Raw genomic sequence first — 24,211 nt, 5'->3', positions numbered from 1 at the left:
ACGAAGGTCTAGGAATGGTCACTTACATTGAGGCCGGCGCGGCCCCCTACAAGAACACCGGCGCCATTCGTCTCTACGGGCCGGAAGGATTCGAAGGCATGCGCAAGGCCTGTCGGCTGACGGCGCGCTGCCTGGACGAACTCGTATCGCGCGTCCGGCCCGGCGTGACGACGGAAGAGATCGATCGCTTCGTCTTCGAATTCGGCATGGAGCATGGCGCACTGCCTGCCACCTTGAACTACCGCGGCTACACCAAGTCCTCCTGCACCTCCATTAACCACGTCGTCTGCCACGGCATTCCGAACGACAAGCCGTTGCGCGAGGGAGACATCGTCAACATCGACGTCACCTATGTGGTCGACGGCTGGCACGGCGACTCAAGTCGTATGTATCCGGTCGGGGAGATCAAGCGCGCCGCCGAGCGGCTGCTCGAGGTGACGCATGAGTCTCTGATGCGCGGGATCGCCGCCGTGCGGCCCGGCGCGCGCACGGGCGCGATCGGCGAAGCGATCCAGACCTATGCCGAGACCGAACGCTGCTCGGTGGTGCGCGATTTCTGCGGCCATGGCGTCGGGCGGCTGTTTCACGACGCGCCGAACATCCTGCATTACGGAAATGCTAACGAGGGGCCGGAATTGAAGGAAGGCATGATCTTCACGATCGAGCCGATGATCAATCTCGGCCGCCCGCATGTGAAGGTGCTTTCGGACGGCTGGACGGCGGTCACGCGGGACCGTTCCCTGTCGGCGCAGTACGAACACACGGTCGGCGTTACGGCGGAGGGCTGCGAAGTCTTCACATTATCGCCGGCCGGCCTGTTCAAGCCCGGCGTCAGTGCATTGGGCAACGCGTGACGAAGCCCCCGCCTCTCTTTGAAGCGGAAGCATCACCGCCCGCAGACGAGCGGCAATTCTTCGCTCAGCAGAAGACAGTAGGACGGGAAAAGCAGCCGGCGCTCGGGGAGACCGTGGAGGCGCATTACCATGGTCACCGCGATCGCCTGCGAACCCGCTTTCGCGAACAGGGCGAATCAGCACTCGCGGACTATGAGGTTCTCGAACTCATTCTCTTTCGATTGATCCCTCGCCGGGATACCAAGCCGATCGCCAAGGCCCTGCTCGCTCGCTTCGGGACGCTTGCGGGCGTCTTCGGCGCTCCGCAGCACCTGTTGCAGGAGGTCAAAGGCATTGGTGAAACCGTCGCGCTCGACCTGAAACTCATCGCGACGGCGGCGCAGCGGATGCTGAAGAGCGACCTGCGCGACAAACAGGTTCTTTCCTCATGGAGCGCGTTGATCGATTACTGCCATGCCGCCATGGCACATGAAACGAAAGAACAGTTCCGCATCCTGTTTCTCGACAAGCGCAATGCGCTGATCGCCGACGAGGTGCAACAGCGCGGGACGATCGACCACACGCCGGTCTATCCGCGGGAGGTGGTCAAGCGGGCGCTGGAGCTCTCTGCAACGGCTCTGATTTTAGTCCATAACCATCCTTCCGGCGATCCAACGCCCTCGCGTGCGGACATCGAAATGACAAAGCTGATCGCCGACGCTGCCAAGCCGCTCGGCATCACCGTTCACGACCACATCATCATCGGCAAGGACGGACATGTCAGCATGAAGGGGCTACGGCTTTTTTGAGCTGGCGTGATCGGCGATGGCGGCACGCGCCGGAACAGACGGCCATCCGGATGGCGGGCCGCATACAGAACAAATCATTGCGGCATTGCGCATCAGTGCAACGTTGATTGACGCTATATCAATGGCGGCGCGAAATATGCCGCATCGCACAAACGATTCTCACGCGCCCTAGGGGAAGCGTTCATGACCCAATTCGATCTCATCGTCGTCGGAAGCGGACCCGCCGGTCGCAGAGGCGCCATTCAGGCCGCCAAGCTCGGCAAGAGGGTGCTCGTCATCGAGCAAGGCAAACGCGTCGGCGGCGTCTCCGTCCACACCGGCACGATCCCCTCCAAGACATTGCGCGAAACGGCGCTCAATCTCTCCGGCTGGCGCGAGCGAGGCTTTTACGGCCGCTCCTATCGGGTGAAGCAGGAGATCAGCGCCGAGGATCTGCGCCGCCGCCTGATCATCACGCTCAACCACGAGGTCGAGGTTCTGGAGCATCAGTTTGCTCGCAACCGCGTCCAGCATATTCGCGGAAGGGCGAGCTTCGTGGCCCCGTCGACGCTTGAGATCACCAAGGACGACGGGGAAAGCATACTCGTCACCGGCGCCAGCATCCTGCTTGCCGTCGGCACCAAACCGTTCCGCCCCGACTACATGCCTTTCGACGGCAAGACTGTCGTCGACAGCGACGAGTTGCTCGAGATCGAGCAATTGCCGCGATCGCTCGTCGTGATCGGCGCAGGGGTGATCGGCATCGAATATGCAACCATCTTCAGCGCCCTCGATACGCAGGTCACGGTGATCGATCCCAAGAGCACGATGCTCGATTTCATCGACAAGGAGATCGTCGAGGATTTCACCTACCAGCTTCGCGATCGCAGCATGAAACTCTGCCTCGGGCAGAAGGCCGAAAAGGTCGAGCGGCTCGACGATGGTAAGGTTGTTCTTACGCTCCACAACGGCCGCAAGTTGACGACGGACATGGTTCTCTTTGCCGCGGGACGCATGGGCGCAACCGATGCGCTCAACCTCCCCGCCGCCGGCCTCGAGGCAGACAGCCGGGGACGACTGAAGGTCAATCCCGAGACCTTCGAAACAGCCGTGCCGAATATCTTTGCCGCCGGCGATGTCGTGGGCTTTCCGAGCCTCGCCTCGACCTCGATGGAACAGGGGCGCGTTGCCGCGCGCGTCGCCGTCGGCGCCATTGCGAAGGAGCCGCAGAAATATTTCCCCTATGGCATCTACGCGGTGCCGGAAATCTCGACCTGCGGTCTTTCCGAAGAAGAGGTCAAGGAACGTGGCATCCCGTACGAATGCGGCATCGCCCGCTTCCGCGAGACGTCTCGTGGGCACATCATGGGGCTCGATGCCGGCATGCTGAAAATGATCTTCTCGCTGAAAACGCGACGACTGCTCGGCGTGCACATCATCGGCGAAGGCGCGACCGAACTCGTGCATATCGGCCAGGCGGTGCTTAACCTGAAGGGCACCGTCGAATATTTCGTCGAGAACACCTTCAATTATCCGACGCTCGCGGAAGCCTACAAGATTGCCGGGCTCGACGCCTGGAACCGGATGGGCGAAATCAAGGCGGTTTAGAGCCTGTCGCCCGGCTGGCTTGGCCGTTTGCTTTGGCTAAGCCGGCCAGCCGCGCAGACATTCCGCTAAGCGCATCGGGCCGAAAATCAGAGCGATCTTTGCGCGTGAAGCGTCTGAAAAACGCTCGGCGCTGTAGGGTCTATTTTGATCAGGTGGAACACCTGGCGCCACTGGGAATAGACCGGCCCGCTTCAGCTCCTCCCACTTCTCGACCGCCGATCGGCGGCCTTTCTTGAGGGGCTGTGCGAGGCGCTTCTATCCCGATCGAATCGGAAGGGCCGCCCCAAAGGAGCGGCCCTCGAGTCATTCCAACAAAGCGTATTACTCGGCGCTTTCGTCGGCGGCCTTCTTCTTGGCCGGGGCCTTCTTCTTCGGAGCGGCAGCCTCTTCGCTTTCGCCCGCCTCGGCCTTGGCGGCCGCCTTCTTCTTGGCAGTCGCCTTCTTGGCGGCCGGCTTTTCCTCTGCCTCGTCCTCAGCCATCAGGTCTTCCTTGGAAACCGTCTTGTCGGTCACCGAGATTTCCGAAAGCAGGTGATCGACAACCTTTTCTTCGAAGATCGGGGCGCGCAGCGAAGCGGCGGCGCCGGGCGTGTTCTTGAAGTAGTCGTAGATCTGCTTTTCCTGGCCGGGGAACTGGCGAAGCTGCTCGAACAGCGAGCGCTGCATCTCGTCGTCGCTGACCTGAACGCCGGCCTTTTCGCCGATTTCGGAAAGAACCAGGCCGAGGCGGACGCGGCGTTCTGCGAGCTTGCGATACTCGACGCGCGCTTCCTCTTCCGTCGTGTCTTCATCGGCGAAGGTCTTGCCGGCCTGCTGCAGGTCGGTATTGATCTGGCGCCAGATGTTCTCGAACTCGGCGTCGACGAGACGCTCCGGCGTTTCGAACTGATAGAGCTCGTCGAGCTGGTCGAGCAGTTGCCGCTTGACCTTCTGGCGGGTAACCGAGCCATACTGGCCTTCGATCTGGCCGCGGACGATCTCTTTCAGCTTGTCGGCCGATTCCAGGCCGAGCTTGGTCGCGAGCTCGTCATTTATCTCGGCCGGAGCCGCGGCGGCGACGTCCTTCACGGTGATGTCGAAGGTTGCTTCCTTGCCGGCAAGATTGGCCGCTGGGTAATCGGCCGGGAAGGTGACGGTGATGGTCTTCTCGTCGCCGGCCTTGACGCCGACGAGTTGCTCTTCGAAGCCCGGGATGAAGCGGTTGGAACCGAGCACCAGTTCCGCGTCCTCGTCCTTGCCGCCGTCGAAGGCAACGCCGTCGACCTTGCCGAGATAATCGATCGTGACTCGATCGCCGTTCGCCGCCTTGCCCTTCTTGGATTCATAGGTGCGGGCGCTCTCGGCGATGCGGAGGATCTGCTCATTGACCTCGTCCTCGCCGATTTCGACGACTTCGCGGGTCACCTTGATGCTGCTTACATCCTTGAGCTCGATCGCCGGGATGATCTCGTAGGCGACCGTGAATTCGAAATCAGCTTCGGCCTTGAGGATCTTGTCGGCTTCGGACTCGTCCTCGGTCATCGCGATTTCCGGCTGCGTGGCTGACTTCTCGCCGCGGCTCGTCAGGATTTCGGTCGGCTTTTCGCGTACGAGCTCGTTGACGAGATCGGCCATGATCGATTTGCCGTAGACCTTCTTCAGATGCGCAACCGGCACCTTGCCCGGGCGGAAGCCGTTGATGCGGATACGGTCCTTCACTTCAGCCAGACGCTCGTTCATCCGAGCTTCCATTTCGTCGGCCGGAATGACGACCTTGAGTTCGCGCTTCAGCCCTTGAGCGAGCGTTTCGATAACCTGCATGTTCAAACCTTCACTTCACGTTGACAGCGCTCTTGCCCCGCAAGGCCTGGCGAGCACTTGAACCGATCCATTTGCCGGGAGTGGCTTTACGCAATTCCGGAACCGTTTTGCAAGCAAAATGCCACTTGCCTGCCCTCCTCACCGTCGAATGCCGATATATGGCCTAGATATTGTCCCGGCCGCCTGGAGAACTTGCCATCTCCATACCACGACACGCTAACCCGGGACGCGGGCACCAGCACGCCAGCGCTGCCAAGCTCGGCAGAGCATCGCGGGCACACGGCACAGTTCGCGGCGTGTCACGGGCGCCAAATACACCCGTTGGCCTGCGAATGGCAAGCATTTCCGGCACAACTGCGCGGCTAAAGCCGCAATTGCCTCCAAGGCGCCCCGCGCTCCAGTGCAGTCGCAACGCCCCTTGGCCTCCGCCCCCGCCCACTCGCAGGCAGACGCGACAAGACTTGCCAACAGGGCCGTCATTGTTCTACAGGCTTGGCCAACACCTTGCCTGCCCGGTTGGTGGAATTGGTAGACACACTTGGTTTAGGTCCAAGCGCGCGAGCATGGGGGTTCGAGTCCCTCACCGGGCACCAATATTTCAGTATCTTGCTTAATAAACGTCTTAGCAGAGATGTGGCGTTTTATATCCACTCCCTAATCCACCTTTCCGCTCGGACGGAGAAGATGTGGATAATCGCTCCGCTCATTTAATCTGATCGAGCTCGGCTCGTCAGGCGTTCGGATATTCTTCCTGCCTCAGAATAACCCTGATCTTCTCCGGCTGAAGTCGGATTCTCCAACCGCCCCCGCCACGACTTTCAGCTCGATGATCGCAACGGCTCTCATAAAGCAGTCTCCGAGGCGACAACAGACCCAGTCATGCCTTGAACAATCACAATTGTGAACTACATAAGAGTTTCATTCGATCTTGATCGAAGACATTTGCTCTCGCTCGTAATGAGATTGTCATCTCCCTGCCTTTGACCACGGATGTACTGGCACTGGTGGGTCGAGATGATGAGAAAGGTCGGGTCCGCCCGGCCTTTTTTATTTCCATCCGGAAAGGAGGTTGTTCATGAAGAACGCCAATACCGATGTGCTCTTCAAATCCGAGAAGAAGAAGCCGGCGGATCGCGCAGATCAGGCGACGCTGGCTGCACGAGCGGTAATCGATCAGGAGGCTGCGGCCCGCAAGAAGAAGACGGCCCGCCTGAAGCAGTTGAGGCTGGAAAAGGAAGCGGCCGACGCGGCGAACGCTCCGGCAGGGCCTGCGAAGAAGCGCAAGCTGCAAACGCGCGAATAGGAAGATACGCCTCACGCACGGTGCTCACGAGATGGCCGCCCTTGAAGAGTACGGGAGTCCACGGCCTAACGCCGCGCGTCTTTTCAGACGCGCAAAGGTCGGGGTAACTCGTTGAAATCTGCCCATCGAGCTTTCCGAAAATGGGCCACGATTTTCGGACCGATGCGCCAGTGGCAAAGCCTAGTTCCAGAAGATTCGAAATAGTCAGGCACGAGCTGAGTTTGCATCCTATGAATGCAACTGGATGCGATGCGGGATTGCCCCGCCATTGTGCGGGGCTTTTTCGTCGCTCATGAGCGGGCTGGCAAGACGCGCGTCTGCCGCTGACCACTGAGCCGTATGGGGCGGGTGATGAAAGGTCGTGTCCAGCCCGGCCTTTTATGTTATGTGTATGGAAGCGCGGAACAATCTTCCCGGCTCCAGGTTGGAATTGTTTGGAGTGAGACCCGTGCCCAATCGCAATCTGGCGGCGCAAATTCGGTGGCAAATGGCAACCGCTCAAAGCGCCGAATTCCTCCGATCCCTCCCTATCTTCAAAGTCCAGCCGCTGCCCCGGATGTTCGTCGATCTCCTCCAGCGGTTAGAGGAGGAGGAAGACAAAGCTGAAGGGAACAGGGGAGCGTAAGCAGGACGTTCGGCGCGGCGGGTATCAAGACACAGGCAAGCCGTTGCCAGAGCGCTTTCCCGCCGTAGGGAAGTCTGCTTCTTTCTCGCCGAGCTCATCATCCCGATGTCGCTCGCTCTTCAGGAGGCGGATGATTTCCGCGGCGTCGATCAGTGCGCTTCGGATTTCGCGCTCTGAACGGTCTGGAGCGGATATGGCAACCTTCAACAATGCGATAGTGGCGTCCTGGACAGCGGTGTTTGCCTCGATGCCCGCCGTTAGCTCCCGCATGTCGCGGATCACCGCCACGGCGCGCTCCAACAGCCGGCGTGCCGTCAACGGGGTGAGATGATGGACCTCATTGGCGGCGCGGAATAGCTCGGAAACGATGGCCGTTACAGTGGTCATCATCGGGAATTTAACTACCGTTCAGATAGAAGTAGTACGCTGATTAATTCATACATCTATTCCGTGTAGCGGTCAAAGAGTCTATGCGCGCGTAGCCCCTTTGGGCGGCGCCCCTAAGCCTTGACTGCAACCTAGACTGTGAGACCCTACGCCCTCTCGGTTTGTATTGAGTGGGAGGCAGGCAATGAAGTTCGCAAAGTTGAAGAAGAAGCATCCCAGAAAGGTCCACAAGGTAGGTGGAACCGATCACCTCACCGATGAAGGGCTCAACGGCAGTGGGCGTACCGGCCCTGGCTTCTCGTACCGCGGAAAGTGGGCTAACGAGGGATGTCCGGACACCTTCGAGGCATGGCTGGTAAACAAGGGCGTCATGCCCAAGCAGCAGTAGCCCCACAGCGGCCGAAAGACGGGGCGCGTCAGGCACTTTCCGGTAGTCGACAGGGGAGAACACTCCGTCCTGTCACCGGCCACCGCTGCTAATTCAGCTCGTCGCATCTTCCGCCCGCTCCCTGATCCCCTTGAATACGGATGTCGTAGCTTGCCTTCATCCGTCCAAGCGCGATATTCGACCTCCGCGACGAGCAGCGGCTGCGTGAAGACGGCGGCCTTGCGCCTCAGCGACACGGCAGGCCGATCGGTGACAATCTGGTCGAGCAGCTCGCGTAGCTTGGCCGACTCCAAATAAGTGCAGCCAGTGCCACAGCCGCCGACATAGCTCAGGCCATGCAGGCTAGGTCGCGTGCCGAGGGCTCGCTGAAGCGTGCCGAGATCTGACCGCCCCTGATCGTCCAGCATCACCGCCTCACCGTCGAGAATCAACCTCTCGTAACCGAGCTGACCCGCCTCGGCCGCGATCGAAGCGAAGCGGACCGTCCAGTCGTAGCCGCCGCGGGAATTATCCGTACCTTTCCCGGTTCGATGTGAACGGCCAGCCGGTAGCCGTCCCATTTTATACCGGCGCCGATAGTGCCATAGTCCCCGGTAACGAAGTCGAACACAGTCGACCCCATGGCACACCCTCATTTCAATGATACCGCTGGAACTATTCGCCGACCGAGGGGTTTCTAGCGCGGGATCAACCCAGATCTTTCGTGAAAGGCAAATAATGAAAAACACAATTATCTTTGCAGCAGCGCTGATGGGCGCTGTGGCCACGGCGTCGTTTGCGCAGACCACACCTTCAGCAGAGGGAGATACGCCTGCAGTCGCAACGCCGGACTCGCAAAACCCAACGGCCCCTGTTGAAGGCGCGAATAGTTTCACTGAAGCCCAAGCGCAGGAACGGATCGAAGAAGCCGGATACACCGACGTCAACGGGCTGAAGCTCGATGAGAACGGTGTGTGGCAGGCAACTGCAATGAAGGACGGCAAATCAGTTTCCGTCGCCCTAGACTATCAGGGCAACGTGACAGCGCAGTAGGCCGTCAAACCCTCCTCAACTCCAAGGGAGAATGAATATGAGAACCGTAACAGGGCTCTTCGACGATTATGACGATGCCCGCGACGCCGTGAGGGAATTGGCAGAGGCAGGTGTACCTTCCGATGATATCAGCATTGTTGCAAGCAACATAGGCGATCGGTACTCCGCCGACAGCTCAGACGCAGCCGAAGGTGCCGCCACCGGAGCTGGTCTCGGAGCTGCCGGAGGCGGCGTGGTCGGCCTTCTGACGGGGTTAGGTCTTATGGCAATCCCCGGTGTCGGACCGGTCGTGGCAGCCGGATGGCTTGCGGCCACTGCCGCCGGTGCGGCCGCAGGTGCGGTGGCCGGTGGCGCCGCCGGAGGCCTGATCGGTGCGCTGACGGACTCCGGAGTCGATGAAGAAGACGCCCATGTTTACGCCGAGGGCGTTCGTCGAGGGGGCGCCCTGGTGACGGCACGGGTAGACGAAAGTCTTGTGCCTGAAGCAGAAACGATTCTGAAGCAACGAAACCGCGTCGATCCTGCCGCGCGCAGGAGTATTTATGCTGAAGAGGGATGGACGCAGTTTGACGAAAATGCCGACCCGTACTCGCTCGATGAGGTCGAACGAGAGCGTGAGCGTTATCGCAGCATGCGGGGGTGATGCCTCTCACGCCAGACCGACCGGCCGACACACCTGCGCCTCACTGCAAGCAGCGCCCTTCTCTCTTTCCCCACGGGCGCTGCGTCGGGGCCGGTATCATCGACTGATTGCAGAAGAAGACCGACCATTGTCTTCCAAGCGCGCTGCAGTATGTCACGAACCAGCCGCATATCAGAACTGAGATCGTTGAGGTTGGTCTCGACCGCCCATGGAAGTCGCGGCCTCCGGGCGACATCTCAAAACATCGCCGAGCACCGACAATATCGCCTGCGGACCGCAACACCGACCCCAGCGCGCCAAATATCTTCCCCGCCGCCTGAAAATCCAACGACAGCGTTTTGCGCGCAGTGCATATCTTCCATGTCGATATTGCACTGCACAAGCCGGGCCGACGTTTTATACTGGAACCATCGAAGGCGACCAGGGTTTACGAGCCAGGGAGCCACGGGATTGGTCTCCCGTCAAGTAATGAAGACTCGAGTATGAACTCGAAGGAATTCGACGCGGCGTTATCCTCCTCCCGGCGCCGCTTCGATGGGTTGGCAACACTCCTCCTCCCGGTTGCCAATCGTCTATATGACGCCCGCCGGACCTCCTCCCCCGGCGGGCGTTATTTTTGTCCCTGCTACTATCTCCCCTTTCACGCCTCAGCACTGCCCGGCGGCACAATATCGAAGCAGTTTCGCGGGAGGACACGGCGCAGACATGCAATCTTCGCATAGGTGCCATTCCCCCTTCGCCCTACACAAATCAGGGGTTCACGCCTATGTTCAAAACATCGATCGGGAAGCGCCCTCCTCCTCCCAGCGCTCCCGAGACGGATTGGCAGCACTCCTCCTCCCGTTGCCAATCAGGACAGGCAACGCCCGCCGGATCTCCTCCCCTGGCGGGCGTTGTTTTTTTCCCCTCGCATCGAGCGTGTTTTTTGCCGTCATTCGTGATTTCGCGGGCCGTTGCAGCCGCGTGGCCCGAAGATCAAGGGCAAGTGAACGGCAGGAAGAGGAATGCAAAACTCGCATGGGTGCGATGCAGCATCGTCTCTGTTTCGAGAATACAAATCGATTATATTCCCCTCCATGAGATGAGGGCCAGCAAGACAGAAGCGCTGGCAGGACCCTGGAAAGGATAGATCATGAACTTCACGCGTTCTTTCAACAATTGGCGCAAGTACCGTCAGACCTGCAACGAACTCGGCCGCATGAGCGACCGCGAACTGAACGACCTCGGCATCGGCCGCGCCGACATCCCTTACGTCGCTCGCCAGGCTGTCAAGTAAGCTTCCGAGCTTCCTCGCCGACAACGGCATCGAAAACGCCTTCCGGCTCCGCCGGCGGGCGTTTTTTTGTATCTGGTTCCGTCAAGAAGATCGGCTGCATCTCGCACCTGCGAAGGAACGCAGTTCGCCTCTGCGTATCCCACCGCGCCCTCCGATGGGCAGTGTGCGACATTTCCCAAAAAGCAAAGCAATCCATGGAGTTGGCGGCTAGGGTCGCGTCATCCCTGAACGGAATAGGGATGAGACATTTTCGAGCGGAAGCGATCTTTGCACAGGAATTCAGCGATGCAGTGCACAAATGCATAGCAGATGCATTTTCTTTGCACTCCATCTTGCCGTTGGACAAGCGTATAAGAACCTCAACGACGCAGACAATCACTGTCGCGAACAGATCTTGAGGAAAACGGCCATGAACCCCATTCGTATCGCAAAAAGCTGGATCAACTACCGCCGCACCGTCGCCGAACTGGGCGGCCTGTCGAACCACGCTCTCAACGATATCGGCATCACCCGCTACGATATCCGCAACATTGCGTCCCGCTCCTTCCGCTAAATCGGGACCGAGCCTTCACACCTACCAAGACGGCGCCTTCCGGGCGCCGTTTTCGTTTCTTCGCAATTGGAAGCGAGAGACGGCTATGGTAGGAAGCCGCGCATGAATAAGACCTCCTCCTCCTTTTCTCCCATCCATGTCATCGGCGGCGGGCTTGCCGGCTCTGAAGCCGCCTGGCAGATCGCCGAAGCCGGCGTACCGGTCGTCCTGCACGAAATGCGCGGTGTGCGCGGCACTGATGCGCATAAGAGCGACGGGCTCGCGGAACTCGTCTGCTCCAATTCCTTCCGCTCCGACGACGCCACCAGCAATGCGGTGGGCGTGCTGCATGCCGAAATGCGCCTGGCGGGGTCGCTGATCATGCGCGCCGCCGACGGCAATCAGGTGCCGGCCGGCGGTGCGCTTGCCGTCGATCGCGAGGGATTCTCCGGGGCCGTCAGCGCGGCCATCGATAGCCATCCGTTGATCACCGTGGTGCGCGAGGAAATAACCGGCCTGCCGCCGAGGGAGTGGGATCTCGCCATCATCGCCACCGGGCCGCTGACCGCGCCCGGTCTTGCAGAGGCCATTCGCCAGGAAACGGGCGCCGATGCGCTCGCCTTCTTCGATGCCATCGCCCCGATCGTCTATACCGAGACGATCGACATGGACATCTGCTGGTATCAGTCGCGCTACGACAAAGTCGGCCCCGGCGGCACGGGCAAGGACTATATCAATTGCCCGATGACGGAGGAGCAGTATAACGCCTTCCTCGATGCGCTGCTTGCCAGCGACACCACCGGCTTCAAGGAATGGGAAGGCACACCCTATTTCGACGGCTGCCTGCCGATCGAGGTGATGGCCGAGCGGGGGCGGGAAACGCTACGCCACGGGCCGATGAAGCCCATGGGCCTCACCAATGCCCATAATCCCGGCGTGAAGCCCTATGCCGTGGTCCAGCTCCGCCAGGACAACGCGCTTGGCACGCTCTACAACATGGTCGGCTTTCAGACGAAGCTGAAATACGGCGCCCAGACGGAGGTCTTCCGAATGATTCCCGGCCTCGAGAACGCTGAATTCGCTCGCCTCGGCGGCCTGCACCGCAACACCTACATCAACTCGCCGACACTGCTCGACCGCTCGCTGACGCTGAAATCGCGCCCGGGCCTGCGTTTCGCCGGACAGATCACCGGCTGCGAAGGCTATGTGGAAAGTGCCAGCATCGGACTGCTCGCGGGCCGCTTCGCCGCGGCGGAGCGTAAGGGTGAAGCACCCTCGGTGCCGCCGGCCACCACTGCCTTCGGTTCGCTCCTGAACCACATCACCGGTGGCCACGTCGTTTCCGACGACGAGCCGGGCAAGCGCTCATTCCAGCCGATGAACATCAATTTCGGCCTGTTCCCACCCCTGGAGCCCGGCGCAGTGACCAAGCCCGAAGGAGCCAAGCGATTCCGCGGCAAGGAAAAGGCACTTGCAAAGAAGCAGGCGACGGCGTCACGCGCGCTCGCCGATTGCGCGGCCTGGCTGGGAAGCACCTCTTGAAGCTCACTCCCGCGCCTGTGCCGTCTGGCCGGCTTCGGCAGGTGAGTCAAAATCCGACTGGGGGCTGAAGCTGCCGAGCAGCCAAAGCGAAACCTCGGCTGCTTCCGCGGCCGTCCTGAATTCGAAGCTATTGTCCAGGTAGGCGAAATCCGGGAAGTGCACGATGAGCCCCCGGCCGCTTTCGGAGCCGTTTACCCGCACCTTTCCCGGCTGAATGACATGGCACACATAATGCGAGCCGTGAGACTGGATAAAGCCGGCCTTGCCGTCGTGCAGGCGCAGGAAGATCGCCCTGTTGTCGACGGTCGAGTGCAAGGCCCGGATGGCCTCCTCCGGAAAGGCGCGGCCGAATTCCACCATCGCTAGGCCCGCATCCGGGTTGGCAACGTCGCGCTCCGCGCGCGCATTCATCCGCATATAGAATGCGCCGGCGCAAACAACCACAGCGATGAACAGCAACCACAGCATTGACGCGGGCCTCTTCCAGGCGACAGGATTCCGATAGGTCTAGCGCTTCAGACTTGCGCCAACTTGACCAATTGCACGGAGATGCAGATCGGCCGCCGGTGCCTTCGCTTAAAAGCGCCGCCGCCGGCTGGCCCTCCACATCCACCATTGCCGCTGCCACTGCGGCGGTTGAATGGCCTGCTTGAGAATGCTCCCTGCCGCAGCCTCGGCGCGGTCGAAGACCGGCCCGGCCAAGGCGACCGGAATAAAGGCCGCGAAGTTCCGCTTGGAGATCGAACCCATGCTGCTGCGGGCCTTCATGAGATGGTCACGGCCGAGACCGCAGAATGCGCGCACGGCTCGACCGATCGCCTCCTCGTCGCGTGCCTCGAGCAGCGTCTCCCTGTCGAGGCCGGTCGCGCGCAGGATCTCGCCCGGAAAATAGACCTGACCGCGCCGGCAGTGCAGCGGCAAAAGCAGCAGCAGGCCGGCGATCGTCTGGGCGACGCCAGCATGGCCCGCCGCTTCCGCCGATGCAGCGGCATTCTCCGGATCAATTATCAGGGACGCAAGCTGGATGAGCGCGCATGCCGTCTCGCCGGCATAGCCCTCCAGAGCCGACCGGTCCCCCATGGGATCGTCATAAAGATCGAAAATCCGTGCGTCGATCATGTCCTGTAGAACGGCGACCGGCAGGCGGTGCTCACGGATGCAGGCAAGCAGTGCCTCGGCGAGTGGATGCCCCTCGCCTGTCGACTGATCGTTGCCGAGCAGGTCGTGCCACCATTGCAGCCTGATTTCCCCCGGCAGGGGTTCGCGAATGACGTCACGGACACGCGCGATCTCGGCGTAAAATGCATAGAGAGCCGCCAGGGAATGCCGCTTCTCCGGGGGCGAGAGAAGGCAGGCGAGATAGCGGTCGCGGTCGGTATCCCGCAGCGTTGCGAGAATCTGGGAGTCTGGCTGTTGCACGGCTTGAACTTCCTTCGGACCTCGTCAAACCGCGATCAGCGCGGCAGCGACGGCACGCGATTCCGCCAACATTACATTGTAGGTCCTCACCGCTGCGCCTGTATTCATGGGATCGGAGGATATGTTGGCCGCCTTGAGCGCCGATTTCAGATCCGCGGGCAAGCGACGGATTTCACGCCCGGTGCCGACGAGCAGCACTTCGATTTCATGCGCCTCTTGCAAGATGCGCTGGAACTTGGCGATCGCCAGCGGATCGCCTTCCACCACGTCCCAGGCGTAGATGCCGGAGGGCAGCATCAGCACCGAGCCGCGATGCGACATGTCGGCAAAGCGGAATCCGCCATTGCCATAGGCGTCGATCGGTGCGCGTCCCGGAAAATGCGCTTCGCGCATTTCAATGCCTTTTGCCATCGTCAGGATGCACCCCTTGCTGTCTGTTCCGGCGTCGCTTCCGGCTCTCCCAACTCGTTATCGAGTCGATTGTTTCGGCGATTGAAGAGAATGAGCACCGGCCCCGCGATATAGATCGAGGAAAGTGTACCGACAAGCACGCCGAAAAGGAGGATTGCGCTGAAGGATTCGACAAGCCGGCTGCCGCCGAAGAGATAAAGGGCGGCAAGCGCCAGCGCCGTTGTCACGGCCGTCAGAACCGTACGGGACAGGGTCTGATTGATCGACGTGTCGATCAAGACCGAAAGCGGCATCCTCCTGTAGCGTAGGAGATTCTCGCGGATGCGATCATAAACCACCATCGTATCGTTCAGCGAGTAGCAGACAATCGTAAGCAGCGCGGCAATGCTTACGAGGTTGAACTCCATCCCGGTGACGACGAGGAAACCCAGCGTGAGGAGCACGTCGCAGAGCATTGCGACGATGGCGCCGACAGCGAACCGCCAGCCGAATCGAAGCCCTACATAAAGGATGATGGCCAGCATCGCGGCTGCGAGGGCTATCGTTCCCGCCCGCGTCAGTTCCCCGGAAACCGCCGGCCCGACCACATCCACGCGTCGAAGCACATATTCATCCTCGAGCTCGGCGCGCAGCAATGTCACCGCGGTCTGTTCGGCATTGTCGCCAGCGTCCTGCGAAGGAATGCGAACGAGAACGTCGCGCGGAGAGCCGAGCCGCTCAACGCGGGCCTCGCCGAGATTGAGTTCGTCAAGACGCGCGCGAATGTCGGCGATGTCTGCGGCATCCGTCTTCGCGCGCAGCTCGACAAGCGAGCCGCCCTTGAAATCGGCACCCATGTTGAGGCCGACACCGACCAGCACGACAAACGCCGAAAGCGAAAGCGCCGCCATCAAAATGAAGACCGGGTTGCGGATGGCCATGAAGCGCATATCGGCTTCAGCGAAGAAGCCAGTGCGAATGCCTCTCGGCAGGTGCCGCGGCCGACGCCGCCGATACCAGCCGCGAATGAGGCGACGCGTCAGGCTGTGCGCCGTCAGGATGGTGGTGATGCTGCCGATGGCAAGCGTTGCCGCAAAGCCACGTATGGTGCCGGACCCGAGCAAGAAAAGCAGGGCACCCGCGGCGAATATCGAGAGATTTGCGTCGAGAATGCTTTTCAATACACGCGAAAAGCCATTGTCGAGCGCTTTTCGCAGTGGTTCGCTGCTGTTGCGTGCCTCCTCGCGCAGCCGCTCATAAATGAGGACGTTCGAGTCGACCGCCATTCCGATCGTAAGGATGATTCCCGCGATGCCGGGCAATGTCAGCGTCACACCCAGCAGGGACAGGACGGCGATGATCAGCACGACGTTGACGACGAGCGCCGCCACGGCGACGAGCCCGAAAAAACCGTAGAAGCCGACCATGCAAGCCGCAACGGCCAGCGCAGCTATCAATCCTGCTTTCAGGCCGTTTTCGATGGCATCAATGCCGAACTCGGGTCCGACGGTCCGTTCCTCGATGACCGTCAGGGAAACGGGCAGCGGACCGGCCCGCAGCACTACAGCGAGATCGTTCGCCCCCTCCTCGGACATGGTGCCCGAGATCCGGGCCGTGTCGCCCCTGAACGCATCAGCGACGGTAGGCGTCGATACGACCTGCCCATCGAGCACGATTGCGAACTGCCGCCCCGCATCCGCCTGCAGCGTCGGTGCAATCCGGGACAGGGCCTCTGGCTTGAGCGTGACGTCGACAGCAGGCTCTCCGGTCGACGGATCGGAGACCGGCTGCGCGGAGAGAAAATCATCCGGGCCGACAAGTGCGCGCTTTTCGACCAAGTAGGGAACGGGCGGATCGTCAAGGGAATAAAGAACTTCGGACGATGCCGGCGGTCGCTGATCGACCGCCTGCTCACCCCGCATCGACAAATCGAGCCAGTGAAAGCTGACGGTCCCGCGCTGGCTCAAGACATCCTTCAGCGGTTGCGGGTCATCCAATCCAGGTACTTGCACCCTGACCCGGCCGTCGCCCCGGCGCTCGATCGCCGGCTCCACGGGCACGACCTCGCCAACACGCCGGCGAATGACTTCGGTGGAGCGGGACACCGACTCGGCCACGCGGCGATCGATAGCCTCGTCGGTCAGGTGAAAGCGAAGCGCCCCCTCCGGCGTCGATGGCTCAGCGGCAAGTACCAGCTCATTGTCGGGCGCTGTCAACGCGCGCAAGGCTTCGCGTGCGTCTTGCAGCTTCGCAGCGTCGCGAAGCCGAAGCTGAATGACCTGCCCCCTGCCGGCCAGGCCAGTATAGCCGATGTCAGCGCCCCTTAGCGCCCGGCTGATCGCATCGATGGCCGCATCCAACCGCTCGGCCACGATGTCTTCGCGGCTGACCTTCAGCGTGATGTCGGCACCGCCTTGCAGATCGAGCCCAAGCGGGACCTGGCGATGCGGCAGCCATCTCGGCCAACCGGCAAGCTGCTCCTCGGGGAGGAGGTTCGGCAAAGCGAAGGCAAAACCAGCCAGAACGACGAGCCAGATGACGGCGTTCTTCAGCGGCGAGAATTTGGGCATGCGTCGAATGCTCCATCGCCAAGCCTACGGCTCCACGGGCCGATGCGCTACAGCTCCGCGCATCCTTTCAGACGCGCAAAGATCGCCGAGGTGCTTTGAATTGCCGCACGGTCCCCGGGAAACATACAGCAGCTGGTCATGGCCTGCGCCGGTCTTTACTCCTTGACGGGCTCGCCCTTGACGCGGACCTCGGAAATACCGCTACGCACGACACGCACCTTGAGGCCCTCCGCGATCTCCACTTCGAGTTCCGCATCGTCGACGACCTTCGTCACCTTGCCGACGATGCCGCCGCCGGTGACCACCTGATCGCCGCGGCGAATGTTCTTCAAGAGCTCTTCACGACGCTTCATCTGCGCGCGCTGAGGCCGAATGATCAGGAAGTACATCACCACGAAGATCAGGATGAACGGCAGGATGGACATCAGGATATCGGCGCCGCCGGCGGCCGGGGCAGTCGTCTGTGCGAAAGCTTCGGTAATGAACATCGATCACTCCTTGAGTTCAACTGCGCGGTTGCTTTCCCGCGCGAAATCCGGCGGAATATGGGGATTGATTCCACGACAATAAAGTCGGTGCCCTGCTCCGTTGCTCCTGCCTCTGACACAAATTGCGCGATAGGAGAACCCCTCGCGCACGCGCGCTCGGGCTTTTCCAGCGCAAACCACCGTGCTAGCGAGGAAAATCGCCCCACCACCCCTCGTCAGAGCCCGCTGAAGGCGGCGTGACGGGACAAACCGCAGAGTGACCGCGTCACGTCCGCGGCGAACCGCAGACCCGGCGATCCGGAGACAAGCAGATGCACCAAAGCAAGATCGACGTCCTCATCACTGAAATACAGAAGCTGTCGGCAGCACTCGAACGGATTGCCGGTCCGGGTGAAGCGGTCAACGACTGGGCTGCGGCGGAATGCTTCGTCTGGGCGCCGGCAACGCGGCATCTGCAGCCGGTGACGAAACCGAATCGGATCGAACTTGCGCTGATTACTGGCGTGGATCATGTTCGCGACATCCTTTTCGACAACACGCTCCGTTTTGCCGAGGGCTATCCGGCAAACAACGTCCTGCTCTGGGGTGCGCGGGGCATGGGCAAGTCTTCGCTCATCAAGGCCGTCCACGCGCAGGTGGCCCGCGAAACCGGCGCCGCACTAAAACTCGTCGAAGTGCACCGGGAAGACATCGCGACGCTACCGGCCCTGATGGAAATCCTCAAGGTCGCGCCGATGCCCGTCATCGTTTTCTGCGACGACCTTTCCTTCGACCACGACGACACGTCCTACAAGTCGTTGAAGGCCGTTCTGGACGGCGGCGTCGAGGGCCGTCCGGCCAATGTGGTGCTTTATGCGACGTCGAACCGCCGACACCTTCTGCCGCGCAACATGATGGAAAACGAGCAGTCGACCGCGATCAACCCATCCGAGGCGGTCGAGGAAAAGGTCTCCCTGTCCGATCGCTTCGGCCTTTGGCTTGGCTTCCACAAATGCAGCCAGGAGGATTATCTCGCCATGGTCGACGGCTACGCCCGCTACTATGGCTTGCCCGTCGAGCAAGAAACCCTTCACGCCGATGCGCTCGAATGGGCGACGACACGAGGATCGAGGTCCGGCCGGGTCGCCTGGCAGTTCATTCAGGATCTTGCGGGGCGCCTGCGCCGGTCATTGAGCGACCCCGCCTGAGGACGGGGCGGGGGCGCTTAAAGAGGCACCGTAACGGCTATTCGAGATAGGTCGCCGGGTTCACCGGGGTCGCGTTCTTGCGGACTTCGAAATGCACCTGCGGCCGGGTGGCCCGACCGGTCATGCCCGAAGAGGCGAGCGTCTGGCCCCGCTGGACCTTCTGGCCCCTCTGAACCTTGAGTTCCGAAGCGTTGCCGTAGACGGTGACGGTGCCGTCGTCGTGGCGGACCAGGACGGCATTTCCGAGTTCCTTCAGGCTGCTGCCGGAATAGATGACAACGCCGTTTTCGGCCGCCTTGATGGGCGTGCCCTCCGGGACCGAGATATTGATGCCGTCATTTCGATTACCGTCGACATTGGCACCATAGCCAGCAACCACGGCGCCGCGCACCGGCCAGCGATATTTGCCGATCCCGGTCGACTTCGGTGACACCGCGTCGATATCGGATTTGGCTGCAGCTTCCGAAACGCTCTCCTTGGCGACCGGCGGCTTGTATTCCGTCGGCTTGCTCTGCTCAAGCGAAGCCACTTTCGTTTCCGCCTTGCGCGACGGCACGGAAGCCGTCGCGTCGCTTGCAACGGCGCGCCCCGGCAGTTTCAGTTTCTGTCCGATGCGGATCGATTCAGTCGTCAAGCCATTGGCCTGCTTGAGTGCAGCGACGGATACGCCGTTTGTCTTGGCGATCCGGTTGAGCGAGTCGCCCGCCTTGACGGTATAGAGGCCAGCGCCACCGCCTTCGCCGGCAGTATTGACTTTGCCGCTCGCGACTTCGGCGCGGTCCTCCCCCTTCTCGCGCAGTTGCGATTGCCCGGGCAGGATCGCAACTTCACGCTGGCCGGCCGGCAGCGGCAATGGCTGCTTCCTGCCCCCATCGATGTCGGCAATTGAACTCGACGCTGCTGCCTTGGCGGCGCTGCTTCCGCCACCGAAGCTCGGGATGACGAGGCGCTGACCCGGCTCTACCTGCCCCGCGGAGTTCAAGCCATTGGCCTTGAGGATCTCCTTTTCCGGCACACCGAAGCGGCGCGCCAGCACGGGAACGGAGTCGCCCGGGCGCACCATGACCGTCGGTGCGTTCTCCGTGCTCCAACCGCCCTTGCTTGATCGCTCCTTGGCGGTCGGTAGCGGCTCGGCTTTTGCGAGAGTGGGCTGCGGCTGCCGGGGGGCCTCCGGCGCCTGGCGCGGAATGACCGGAGCCGGCTCGGCCAGGGCCGTACGCTGGACATTCATCGGCGTCGAGGCTGCGCGCGCACTCGACACCGGCGCCGCTGCGTCATTCACCTGACCGTATGGCACACCCCCGCCGGCATCCGGATACGCCTGACCGAGGGCGACACTCTGACCGCCCGATATGTCACTCCTCGGAACAGGAGTCGCATTGCCCGGAATCGACCCCGTCGTCAGGGCGTCGGAGCTTGAAAAGAGCCCGTCGAAGCGGCTTACGCCGGAACTGCAACCGGCGGCGACACTTGCCAGCAAGGCTGCCGCACACAGGCGGATCAAGGACTTCCCTGCACCGGGAGATAAAAATTGACGCATGACGCTTACCCACTCCGAACGCAACTCGCTGTGGAATGATTAAAGCGCATTAGAGTTACCGCCCGGTTAAGGGCGGCATTCATTTGACGAAGTGATAACCATGATGCCGCCCCGGCGCGCGCGGCGTGTAGGGTTGATCGGCCCTATAGGAGTTCCGAATAGAGGCGCTCGATTTCCGAAAGCGATCGCGATTCCGGCGCTTCCGCCTCGTAGCTGATATTGGACGCGTCCCAACCAAAAAATGGCTCTTCGTCCGGCGCTGGATCGATCGAAGCGGACGAAGAAATGGTCTTGTCCTCATCCAGAAACACGCTGACGATCCTCTTGAAATTTGCATCGCCATCGAGGCCGCTCTCGGCATCGTATTCAAGCGACCGCAACCCCGCGACCGCCGCTTCGCGCGTGCCGAAATAGCGAAGGCTATTTTGATCTTCCGACCGGAGATTGTCGTAGTACTCGACGAAGGCGCGGTAATAGGCCCTATAGTCTCCGCTATCGGCGAACTTCCCGAAAGCCTGGTGCTCCCGCGCCGCAAGCTGTGGAGAGAGCCGGTTGTTCCACTCGTCCGCGGTCAGGGGCGGCGCCTTTTCGGGCGTCTTTCTGGTGCGGCTGAGATAAAGCAGTGCATCGACCGAGAGCGAAATGCGCGGCGTCGGATCGAAAAAACCAGCCTGCGCCTCTTGTGCGCTCGCGTCTTCCTTGACGGTGGTCCCGACCTGGCTCGCCGATCGCCCGGCGAGATTGTTCAAACCATCGCCCGTCGCAGCCGTCGTCAACCTGTTCGCAATCTGCATCTGCCGTCTCCGTCCATCGCACGATCCAAACGAACAACGCAGAACCACGGCTCAAATGCGCCATGACCATCGTGCCCTTCCGGGCTATGGTGACAAGCTTGCGCGAAGCTGGAGACGGGTTAACAAAGAGTTAACCGCTTGATCTGAAACAATCCTTCCGTGTGGCTGAAGCGGCAGCCGGACTTCGAACCGACCGGTGCGAATCACGTCCGGCGACGACACCGGCCATCGCCGCTTCGTCAAAGGAAGGATGCCAGTTGCGGGACGATCGGGAGGTAAGGCGCTTCAAACAGGTCTTCCCGGTCGAAGCGGCTGCCCGTCCGGGTGACGCGAACAATGCGGCACCGCGTTTCGCTCATCATGACCGGAACCAGCAAGGTGCCGCCGGATACCAGATGATCGGAATACATGCGCGGCAGGCTGTCGAATGCGGCGGTAATGAGAATGCGGTCGAAAGTGCCCTCGCCCGGCGCCCCGACGCTGCCGTCCGCATGTCTCGCGACGACGTTGCGGACACCGGCTTTCTCCAGATTCTTCTGTGCAGTCCCCACCAGAGTCTGGTAGCGGTCGATCGTCAGCACCCGCTCTGCGATTCGCCCGATGACGGCGGCGGTGAAGCCGCTGCCAGTGCCTACCTCAAGCACGCGCTGCCCCGGCTTGACGTTCAGGCAATGGATCAGCCGAACCGCAAAGTCGCATCCCTCCATGAAGGAACCGCAATCGAGCGGTATCAGCCGCCGGGAATAGACGTCCTCCTGATAGGGCGCCGGACAGAACAGGCCGCGCGGCGTCTGCTCCACGGCCCTCAGCAGATCGTTATTCACAACGCCGGCTGCGCGAAGGCGGAGCGCCATCGCTGCCAGCCCCTCCTGCTGCGTCACGCGCCCGCTCAAGCGGCAGTCCCTTCCAGCAAGGCGCGGGCAATGCGCTCCTGAACCGTGTAGTCGGTCATGTCCAGTTTCAGCGGTGTCACGGAAATCCGGTTGTCACGCAACGCCCGAATATCGGTGCCGGAGCGAAAATCACCGGAGCGCTCGCCGAATCGCAGCCAGAAGTACGGAAATCCGCGGCCGTCCATCCGCTCGTCTATGGTGAGCCCGATCTCGAGCTTGCCCTGGGACGTGACCTCCACGCCGGCTACCGCATCGGCCGCACAATTGGGGAAGTTCAGATTGATCAAGGTTCCGCCCGGCAGGTCGACCTGCATCAACCTGCGAATCAGCGCCGGCGCGTTCGTCTCGACCACGTCCCAGGGCACCGTCGCCCCGATCGCGTGGGAATAGGCTTGGCTCAGCGCCATCGAGCGGATGCCCTGTAGGGTCCCCTCTATCGCCCCGGCAACGGTGCCGGAATAGGTGACGTCGTCGGCGAGATTGGCCCCGACATTGACACCCGAGAGGACGAGGTCCGGCTTGCGGTCGAGGATCTTCCGCGACGCCATGATCACGCAATCGGTCGGCGTTCCCCGGAGGGCGAAGCGCCGATCCGAGACCTGGCGCAAACGCAGCGGCTCCGAAAGCGTCAACGAATGCGCAAGGCCGCTCTGATCCACTTCCGGGGCGACAACCCAGACATCGTCCGAGATCGTTTGTGCAATCCGCTCGAGGACGGAGAGCCCCTCGGCATGGATGCCATCATCGTTTGTCAGCAGGATGCGCATACCGCCTCTTTCGCTCGTCCCGCGCCATACTGCGCCGTGCGTCCCCCAAGACGGACGCTAAAGCCCTTTGAATCTACGCATCGGCGCAAAAGGTCGTGTCTCGATGTTCGGCCGATGCCGCTAAGCCGCTTTCTCGATCCGCCGCAGTCCCCCCATATAGGGCAACAGAACGTCCGGCACCGTGACGGATCCATCTTCATTGAGATAGTTTTCGATGACTGCGATCAGCGCGCGACCGACTGCCACCCCCGAGCCATTGAGCGTGTGGACGAATTTCGTTGTCTTGTCTTCCTTCAGTCGATAGCGCGCGTTCATCCGACGGGCCTGGAAGTCGCCGCAGACCGAGCAGGACGAAATCTCGCGATAGGTGTCCTGCCCCGGCAGCCAGACCTCGAGGTCATAGGTCTTACGCGCTCCGAAGCCCATGTCGCCCGTGCAGAGCGTCATCACGCGATAGTGCAATCCAAGCCGCTTCAGGACTTCCTCGGCGCAAGCCGTCATCCGCTCGTGTTCGTCGATCGAGCTTTCGGCATCGGTGATCGAAACCAGTTCGACCTTGTTGAACTGGTGTTGACGCAGCATGCCTCGGGTGTCGCGCCCTGCAGAACCGGCCTCCGAGCGGAAGCAGGGCGTGAGTGCCGTAAAGCGCAATGGCAGTTTCTCCGCCTCCAGGATCTGCTCGCGGACCATGTTCGTCAGCGGCACCTCCGCCGTCGGAATCAACCAGCGTCCGTCCGTCGTCCGGAAGAGGTCTTCCGCGAATTTCGGCAGTTGCCCCGTTCCATACATCGCGTCATCCCGCACGAGGAGCGGCGGCTGGACCTCGGTGTAACCATGCTCCTGCGTGTGCAGGTCCAGCATGAACTGCCCGAGCGCGCGCTCGAGGCGCGCAAGCTGACCTTTGAGGATGGTGAAGCGCGCGCCGGCTATACGGGCAGCGCCTTCGAAATCCATGAAACCCAGGGCCTCACCGATCTCGAAATGCTCAACCGGCCCGTGGTTCCATTGCGGCCTGGAGCCGACGATCCGCGTCACCGCATTGGCGGTCTCGTCCGGACCGACCGGCACGTCCTCAAGCGGAATATTCGGGATTCGTGACAGGGCATCCGTCAGTTCGGCCTCGAGCCGGCGGCTCTCGTCCTCTGCCGCCGGCAGGGCGTTCTTCAGCTCTGCGACCTCGGCCTTGAGCTTCTCGGCAAGTTCGCCGTTCTTTTGCGCCATGGCCGCGCCGATTTCCTTCGAGGCAGCGTTACGGCGCGTTTGCATTTCCTGAAGCGAAGAAAGGATGGCGCGGCGGCGTTCATCAAGCTCGATCAGGGGTGCCGACAATGGCTCCGCACCCCGCTTCGCCAGGGCATCGTCGAGCTTGGCAGCATTCTCACGGATCCATTTGATATCGAGCATAG

Annotated in this window: 23 protein-coding genes, 1 tRNA gene and 1 pseudogene; 12 read left to right on the top strand and 13 right to left on the bottom strand. The window is 61.4% G+C overall.

What is annotated here, in order from left to right:
- Positions 1 to 14 precede the first annotated feature (14 nt).
- The 3 genes from map (at position 15) to sthA (ending at position 3,229) form a co-directional block, all read left to right on the top strand.
- A complete protein-coding gene (gene map, locus SJ05684_RS06710; RefSeq protein ID WP_034854604.1) occupies positions 15 to 854 on the top strand; it encodes a type I methionyl aminopeptidase in 840 nt (279 codons plus the stop codon).
- Entirely contained in the window at positions 851 to 1,642 is a 792-nt protein-coding gene (gene radC, locus SJ05684_RS06705; RefSeq protein WP_034854605.1) for a RadC family protein, read from the top strand. The genes map and radC overlap by 4 nt, the downstream gene beginning before the upstream one ends.
- 183 nt (positions 1,643 to 1,825) lie before the next feature.
- Positions 1,826 to 3,229 (top strand): Si-specific NAD(P)(+) transhydrogenase, encoded by a 1,404-nt coding sequence (gene sthA / locus SJ05684_RS06700; RefSeq protein WP_034854606.1) that lies wholly within the window; start codon positions 1,826 to 1,828, stop codon positions 3,227 to 3,229.
- 321 nt (positions 3,230 to 3,550) lie between these two features.
- Here the strand turns inward: sthA and tig are convergent, their stop codons facing one another.
- Positions 3,551 to 5,029 (bottom strand): trigger factor, encoded by a 1,479-nt coding sequence (gene tig / locus SJ05684_RS06695; RefSeq protein ID WP_034854607.1) that lies wholly within the window; start codon positions 5,027 to 5,029, stop codon positions 3,551 to 3,553.
- 510 nt (positions 5,030 to 5,539) lie between these two features.
- Between tig and SJ05684_RS06690 the strand changes: the two genes are divergently transcribed.
- Together SJ05684_RS06690 and SJ05684_RS06685 are read left to right on the top strand one after the other, a co-directional pair.
- Positions 5,540 to 5,622: transfer RNA gene (locus SJ05684_RS06690), tRNA-Leu, on the top strand.
- A 482-nt stretch (positions 5,623 to 6,104) separates the two neighbouring features.
- A complete protein-coding gene (locus tag SJ05684_RS06685; protein WP_034854608.1) occupies positions 6,105 to 6,332 on the top strand; it encodes a hypothetical protein in 228 nt (75 codons plus the stop codon).
- A 649-nt stretch (positions 6,333 to 6,981) separates the two neighbouring features.
- Here the strand turns inward: SJ05684_RS06685 and SJ05684_RS30295 are convergent.
- Positions 6,982 to 7,245, bottom strand: a complete 264-nt coding sequence (locus SJ05684_RS30295; RefSeq protein ID WP_244426635.1) for a hypothetical protein — start codon at positions 7,243 to 7,245, stop codon at positions 6,982 to 6,984.
- A 283-nt stretch (positions 7,246 to 7,528) separates the two neighbouring features.
- Between SJ05684_RS30295 and SJ05684_RS29960 the strand changes: the two genes are divergently transcribed.
- The gene (locus SJ05684_RS29960; protein WP_034854610.1) at positions 7,529 to 7,732 is read left to right on the top strand and encodes a hypothetical protein; all 204 of its coding nucleotides are present in this window, start codon (positions 7,529 to 7,531) and stop codon (positions 7,730 to 7,732) included.
- Positions 7,733 to 7,825: 93 nt separating this feature from the next.
- On the opposite strand, the pseudogene SJ05684_RS06670 reads toward SJ05684_RS29960, so the two are convergent.
- Positions 7,826 to 8,297 (bottom strand): annotated as a pseudogene (locus SJ05684_RS06670) (ATP dependent DNA ligase); the annotation flags it as partial.
- Positions 8,298 to 8,449: 152 nt separating this feature from the next.
- Between SJ05684_RS06670 and SJ05684_RS06665 the strand changes: the two are divergent.
- From SJ05684_RS06665 to trmFO, 5 genes are all read left to right on the top strand, one after another.
- On the top strand, positions 8,450 to 8,764 hold the full coding sequence (locus tag SJ05684_RS06665; RefSeq protein ID WP_034854611.1) for a PepSY domain-containing protein: 315 nt from the start codon (positions 8,450 to 8,452) through the stop codon (positions 8,762 to 8,764).
- Positions 8,765 to 8,801: 37 nt separating this feature from the next.
- The gene (locus SJ05684_RS06660) at positions 8,802 to 9,407 is read left to right on the top strand and encodes a general stress protein (protein WP_034854612.1); all 606 of its coding nucleotides are present in this window, start codon (positions 8,802 to 8,804) and stop codon (positions 9,405 to 9,407) included.
- Positions 9,408 to 10,539: 1,132 nt separating this feature from the next.
- Complete coding sequence (locus SJ05684_RS06655) at positions 10,540 to 10,683, top strand: DUF1127 domain-containing protein (protein WP_083846126.1); 144 nt, start codon at positions 10,540 to 10,542, stop codon at positions 10,681 to 10,683.
- Positions 10,684 to 11,092: 409 nt separating this feature from the next.
- Positions 11,093 to 11,236 (top strand): DUF1127 domain-containing protein, encoded by a 144-nt coding sequence (locus SJ05684_RS30910; RefSeq protein WP_083846127.1) that lies wholly within the window; start codon positions 11,093 to 11,095, stop codon positions 11,234 to 11,236.
- Positions 11,237 to 11,338: 102 nt separating this feature from the next.
- The gene (gene trmFO / locus SJ05684_RS06645) at positions 11,339 to 12,757 is read left to right on the top strand and encodes a methylenetetrahydrofolate--tRNA-(uracil(54)-C(5))-methyltransferase (FADH(2)-oxidizing) TrmFO (protein ID WP_034854613.1); all 1,419 of its coding nucleotides are present in this window, start codon (positions 11,339 to 11,341) and stop codon (positions 12,755 to 12,757) included.
- Between the two features lie 3 nt (positions 12,758 to 12,760).
- Here the strand turns inward: trmFO and SJ05684_RS06640 are convergent, their stop codons facing one another.
- The 5 genes from SJ05684_RS06640 to yajC form a co-directional block, all read right to left on the bottom strand.
- A complete protein-coding gene (locus tag SJ05684_RS06640; protein WP_034854614.1) occupies positions 12,761 to 13,225 on the bottom strand; it encodes a hypothetical protein in 465 nt (154 codons plus the stop codon).
- 108 nt (positions 13,226 to 13,333) lie between these two features.
- Positions 13,334 to 14,176 carry a phytoene/squalene synthase family protein gene (locus SJ05684_RS06635; protein WP_034854615.1) on the bottom strand — a complete coding sequence of 281 codons (843 nt, stop codon included), beginning with the start codon at positions 14,174 to 14,176 and terminating at the stop codon, positions 13,334 to 13,336.
- A 24-nt stretch (positions 14,177 to 14,200) separates the two neighbouring features.
- The gene (locus tag SJ05684_RS06630) at positions 14,201 to 14,587 is read right to left on the bottom strand and encodes an Mth938-like domain-containing protein (protein WP_034854616.1); all 387 of its coding nucleotides are present in this window, start codon (positions 14,585 to 14,587) and stop codon (positions 14,201 to 14,203) included.
- Positions 14,588 to 14,589: 2 nt separating this feature from the next.
- Positions 14,590 to 17,136, bottom strand: a complete 2,547-nt coding sequence (gene secDF / locus SJ05684_RS06625; RefSeq protein ID WP_095694223.1) for a protein translocase subunit SecDF — start codon at positions 17,134 to 17,136, stop codon at positions 14,590 to 14,592.
- A gap of 155 nt (positions 17,137 to 17,291) precedes the next feature.
- The gene (yajC, locus tag SJ05684_RS06620; RefSeq protein WP_034854620.1) at positions 17,292 to 17,624 is read right to left on the bottom strand and encodes a preprotein translocase subunit YajC; all 333 of its coding nucleotides are present in this window, start codon (positions 17,622 to 17,624) and stop codon (positions 17,292 to 17,294) included.
- Between the two features lie 311 nt (positions 17,625 to 17,935).
- Here yajC and SJ05684_RS06615 point away from each other — a divergent pair, with 311 nt between their 5' ends.
- Positions 17,936 to 18,811, top strand: a complete 876-nt coding sequence (locus tag SJ05684_RS06615; protein WP_034854621.1) for an ATP-binding protein — start codon at positions 17,936 to 17,938, stop codon at positions 18,809 to 18,811.
- 37 nt (positions 18,812 to 18,848) lie between these two features.
- On the opposite strand, the gene SJ05684_RS06610 is transcribed toward SJ05684_RS06615, so the two are convergent.
- The 5 genes from SJ05684_RS06610 to serS all read right to left on the bottom strand — a co-directional run bounded on the left by SJ05684_RS06610 (position 18,849) and on the right by serS (position 24,209).
- A complete protein-coding gene (locus tag SJ05684_RS06610; RefSeq protein WP_034854622.1) occupies positions 18,849 to 20,351 on the bottom strand; it encodes a peptidoglycan DD-metalloendopeptidase family protein in 1,503 nt (500 codons plus the stop codon).
- Positions 20,352 to 20,494: 143 nt separating this feature from the next.
- Positions 20,495 to 21,145, bottom strand: coding sequence for a hypothetical protein (locus SJ05684_RS06605; RefSeq protein WP_034854623.1), 651 nt, complete (start codon positions 21,143 to 21,145; stop codon positions 20,495 to 20,497).
- Positions 21,146 to 21,384: 239 nt separating this feature from the next.
- Entirely contained in the window at positions 21,385 to 22,038 is a 654-nt protein-coding gene (locus tag SJ05684_RS06600; protein ID WP_034854624.1) for a protein-L-isoaspartate(D-aspartate) O-methyltransferase, read from the bottom strand.
- Positions 22,035 to 22,805, bottom strand: a complete 771-nt coding sequence (gene surE / locus SJ05684_RS06595) for a 5'/3'-nucleotidase SurE (protein WP_034854625.1) — start codon at positions 22,803 to 22,805, stop codon at positions 22,035 to 22,037. Before surE ends, SJ05684_RS06600 begins: the two co-directional genes overlap by 4 nt.
- Positions 22,806 to 22,925: 120 nt before the next feature.
- Entirely contained in the window at positions 22,926 to 24,209 is a 1,284-nt protein-coding gene (gene serS, locus SJ05684_RS06590; RefSeq protein WP_034854626.1) for a serine--tRNA ligase, read from the bottom strand.
- Positions 24,210 to 24,211: the final 2 nt, after the last annotated feature.

This window comes from Sinorhizobium sojae CCBAU 05684, from assembly GCF_002288525.1.
In the GTDB taxonomy this organism is placed as follows: Bacteria; Pseudomonadota; Alphaproteobacteria; order Rhizobiales; family Rhizobiaceae; genus Sinorhizobium; species Sinorhizobium sojae.
The sequence above is the reverse complement of the archived record's forward strand: the minus strand, read 5'-3'. Positions and strand labels throughout refer to the sequence as shown.

What these genes read in the sequence shown, in the direction of transcription:
- SJ05684_RS06605 (WP_034854623.1), bottom strand. Translation starts at nt 21,145, where the DNA reads ATGCAGATTGCGAACAGGTTGACGACGGCTGCGACGGGCGATGGTTTG.
- SJ05684_RS06665 (WP_034854611.1), top strand. Translation starts at nt 8,450, where the DNA reads ATGAAAAACACAATTATCTTTGCAGCAGCGCTGATGGGCGCTGTGGCC.
- trmFO (WP_034854613.1), top strand. Translation starts at nt 11,339, where the DNA reads ATGAATAAGACCTCCTCCTCCTTTTCTCCCATCCATGTCATCGGCGGC.
- tig (WP_034854607.1), bottom strand. Translation starts at nt 5,029, where the DNA reads ATGCAGGTTATCGAAACGCTCGCTCAAGGGCTGAAGCGCGAACTCAAG.
- SJ05684_RS29960 (WP_034854610.1), top strand. Translation starts at nt 7,529, where the DNA reads ATGAAGTTCGCAAAGTTGAAGAAGAAGCATCCCAGAAAGGTCCACAAG.
- SJ05684_RS06640 (WP_034854614.1), bottom strand. Translation starts at nt 13,225, where the DNA reads ATGCTGTGGTTGCTGTTCATCGCTGTGGTTGTTTGCGCCGGCGCATTC.
- SJ05684_RS06630 (WP_034854616.1), bottom strand. Translation starts at nt 14,587, where the DNA reads ATGGCAAAAGGCATTGAAATGCGCGAAGCGCATTTTCCGGGACGCGCA.
- surE (WP_034854625.1), bottom strand. Translation starts at nt 22,805, where the DNA reads ATGCGCATCCTGCTGACAAACGATGATGGCATCCATGCCGAGGGGCTC.
- SJ05684_RS30910 (WP_083846127.1), top strand. Translation starts at nt 11,093, where the DNA reads ATGAACCCCATTCGTATCGCAAAAAGCTGGATCAACTACCGCCGCACC.
- SJ05684_RS06685 (WP_034854608.1), top strand. Translation starts at nt 6,105, where the DNA reads ATGAAGAACGCCAATACCGATGTGCTCTTCAAATCCGAGAAGAAGAAG.
- SJ05684_RS06615 (WP_034854621.1), top strand. Translation starts at nt 17,936, where the DNA reads ATGCACCAAAGCAAGATCGACGTCCTCATCACTGAAATACAGAAGCTG.
- map (WP_034854604.1), top strand. Translation starts at nt 15, where the DNA reads ATGGTCACTTACATTGAGGCCGGCGCGGCCCCCTACAAGAACACCGGC.
- SJ05684_RS06660 (WP_034854612.1), top strand. Translation starts at nt 8,802, where the DNA reads ATGAGAACCGTAACAGGGCTCTTCGACGATTATGACGATGCCCGCGAC.
- secDF (WP_095694223.1), bottom strand. Translation starts at nt 17,136, where the DNA reads ATGCCCAAATTCTCGCCGCTGAAGAACGCCGTCATCTGGCTCGTCGTT.
- serS (WP_034854626.1), bottom strand. Translation starts at nt 24,209, where the DNA reads ATGCTCGATATCAAATGGATCCGTGAGAATGCTGCCAAGCTCGACGAT.
- SJ05684_RS06655 (WP_083846126.1), top strand. Translation starts at nt 10,540, where the DNA reads ATGAACTTCACGCGTTCTTTCAACAATTGGCGCAAGTACCGTCAGACC.
- SJ05684_RS06610 (WP_034854622.1), bottom strand. Translation starts at nt 20,351, where the DNA reads ATGCGTCAATTTTTATCTCCCGGTGCAGGGAAGTCCTTGATCCGCCTG.
- yajC (WP_034854620.1), bottom strand. Translation starts at nt 17,624, where the DNA reads ATGTTCATTACCGAAGCTTTCGCACAGACGACTGCCCCGGCCGCCGGC.
- sthA (WP_034854606.1), top strand. Translation starts at nt 1,826, where the DNA reads ATGACCCAATTCGATCTCATCGTCGTCGGAAGCGGACCCGCCGGTCGC.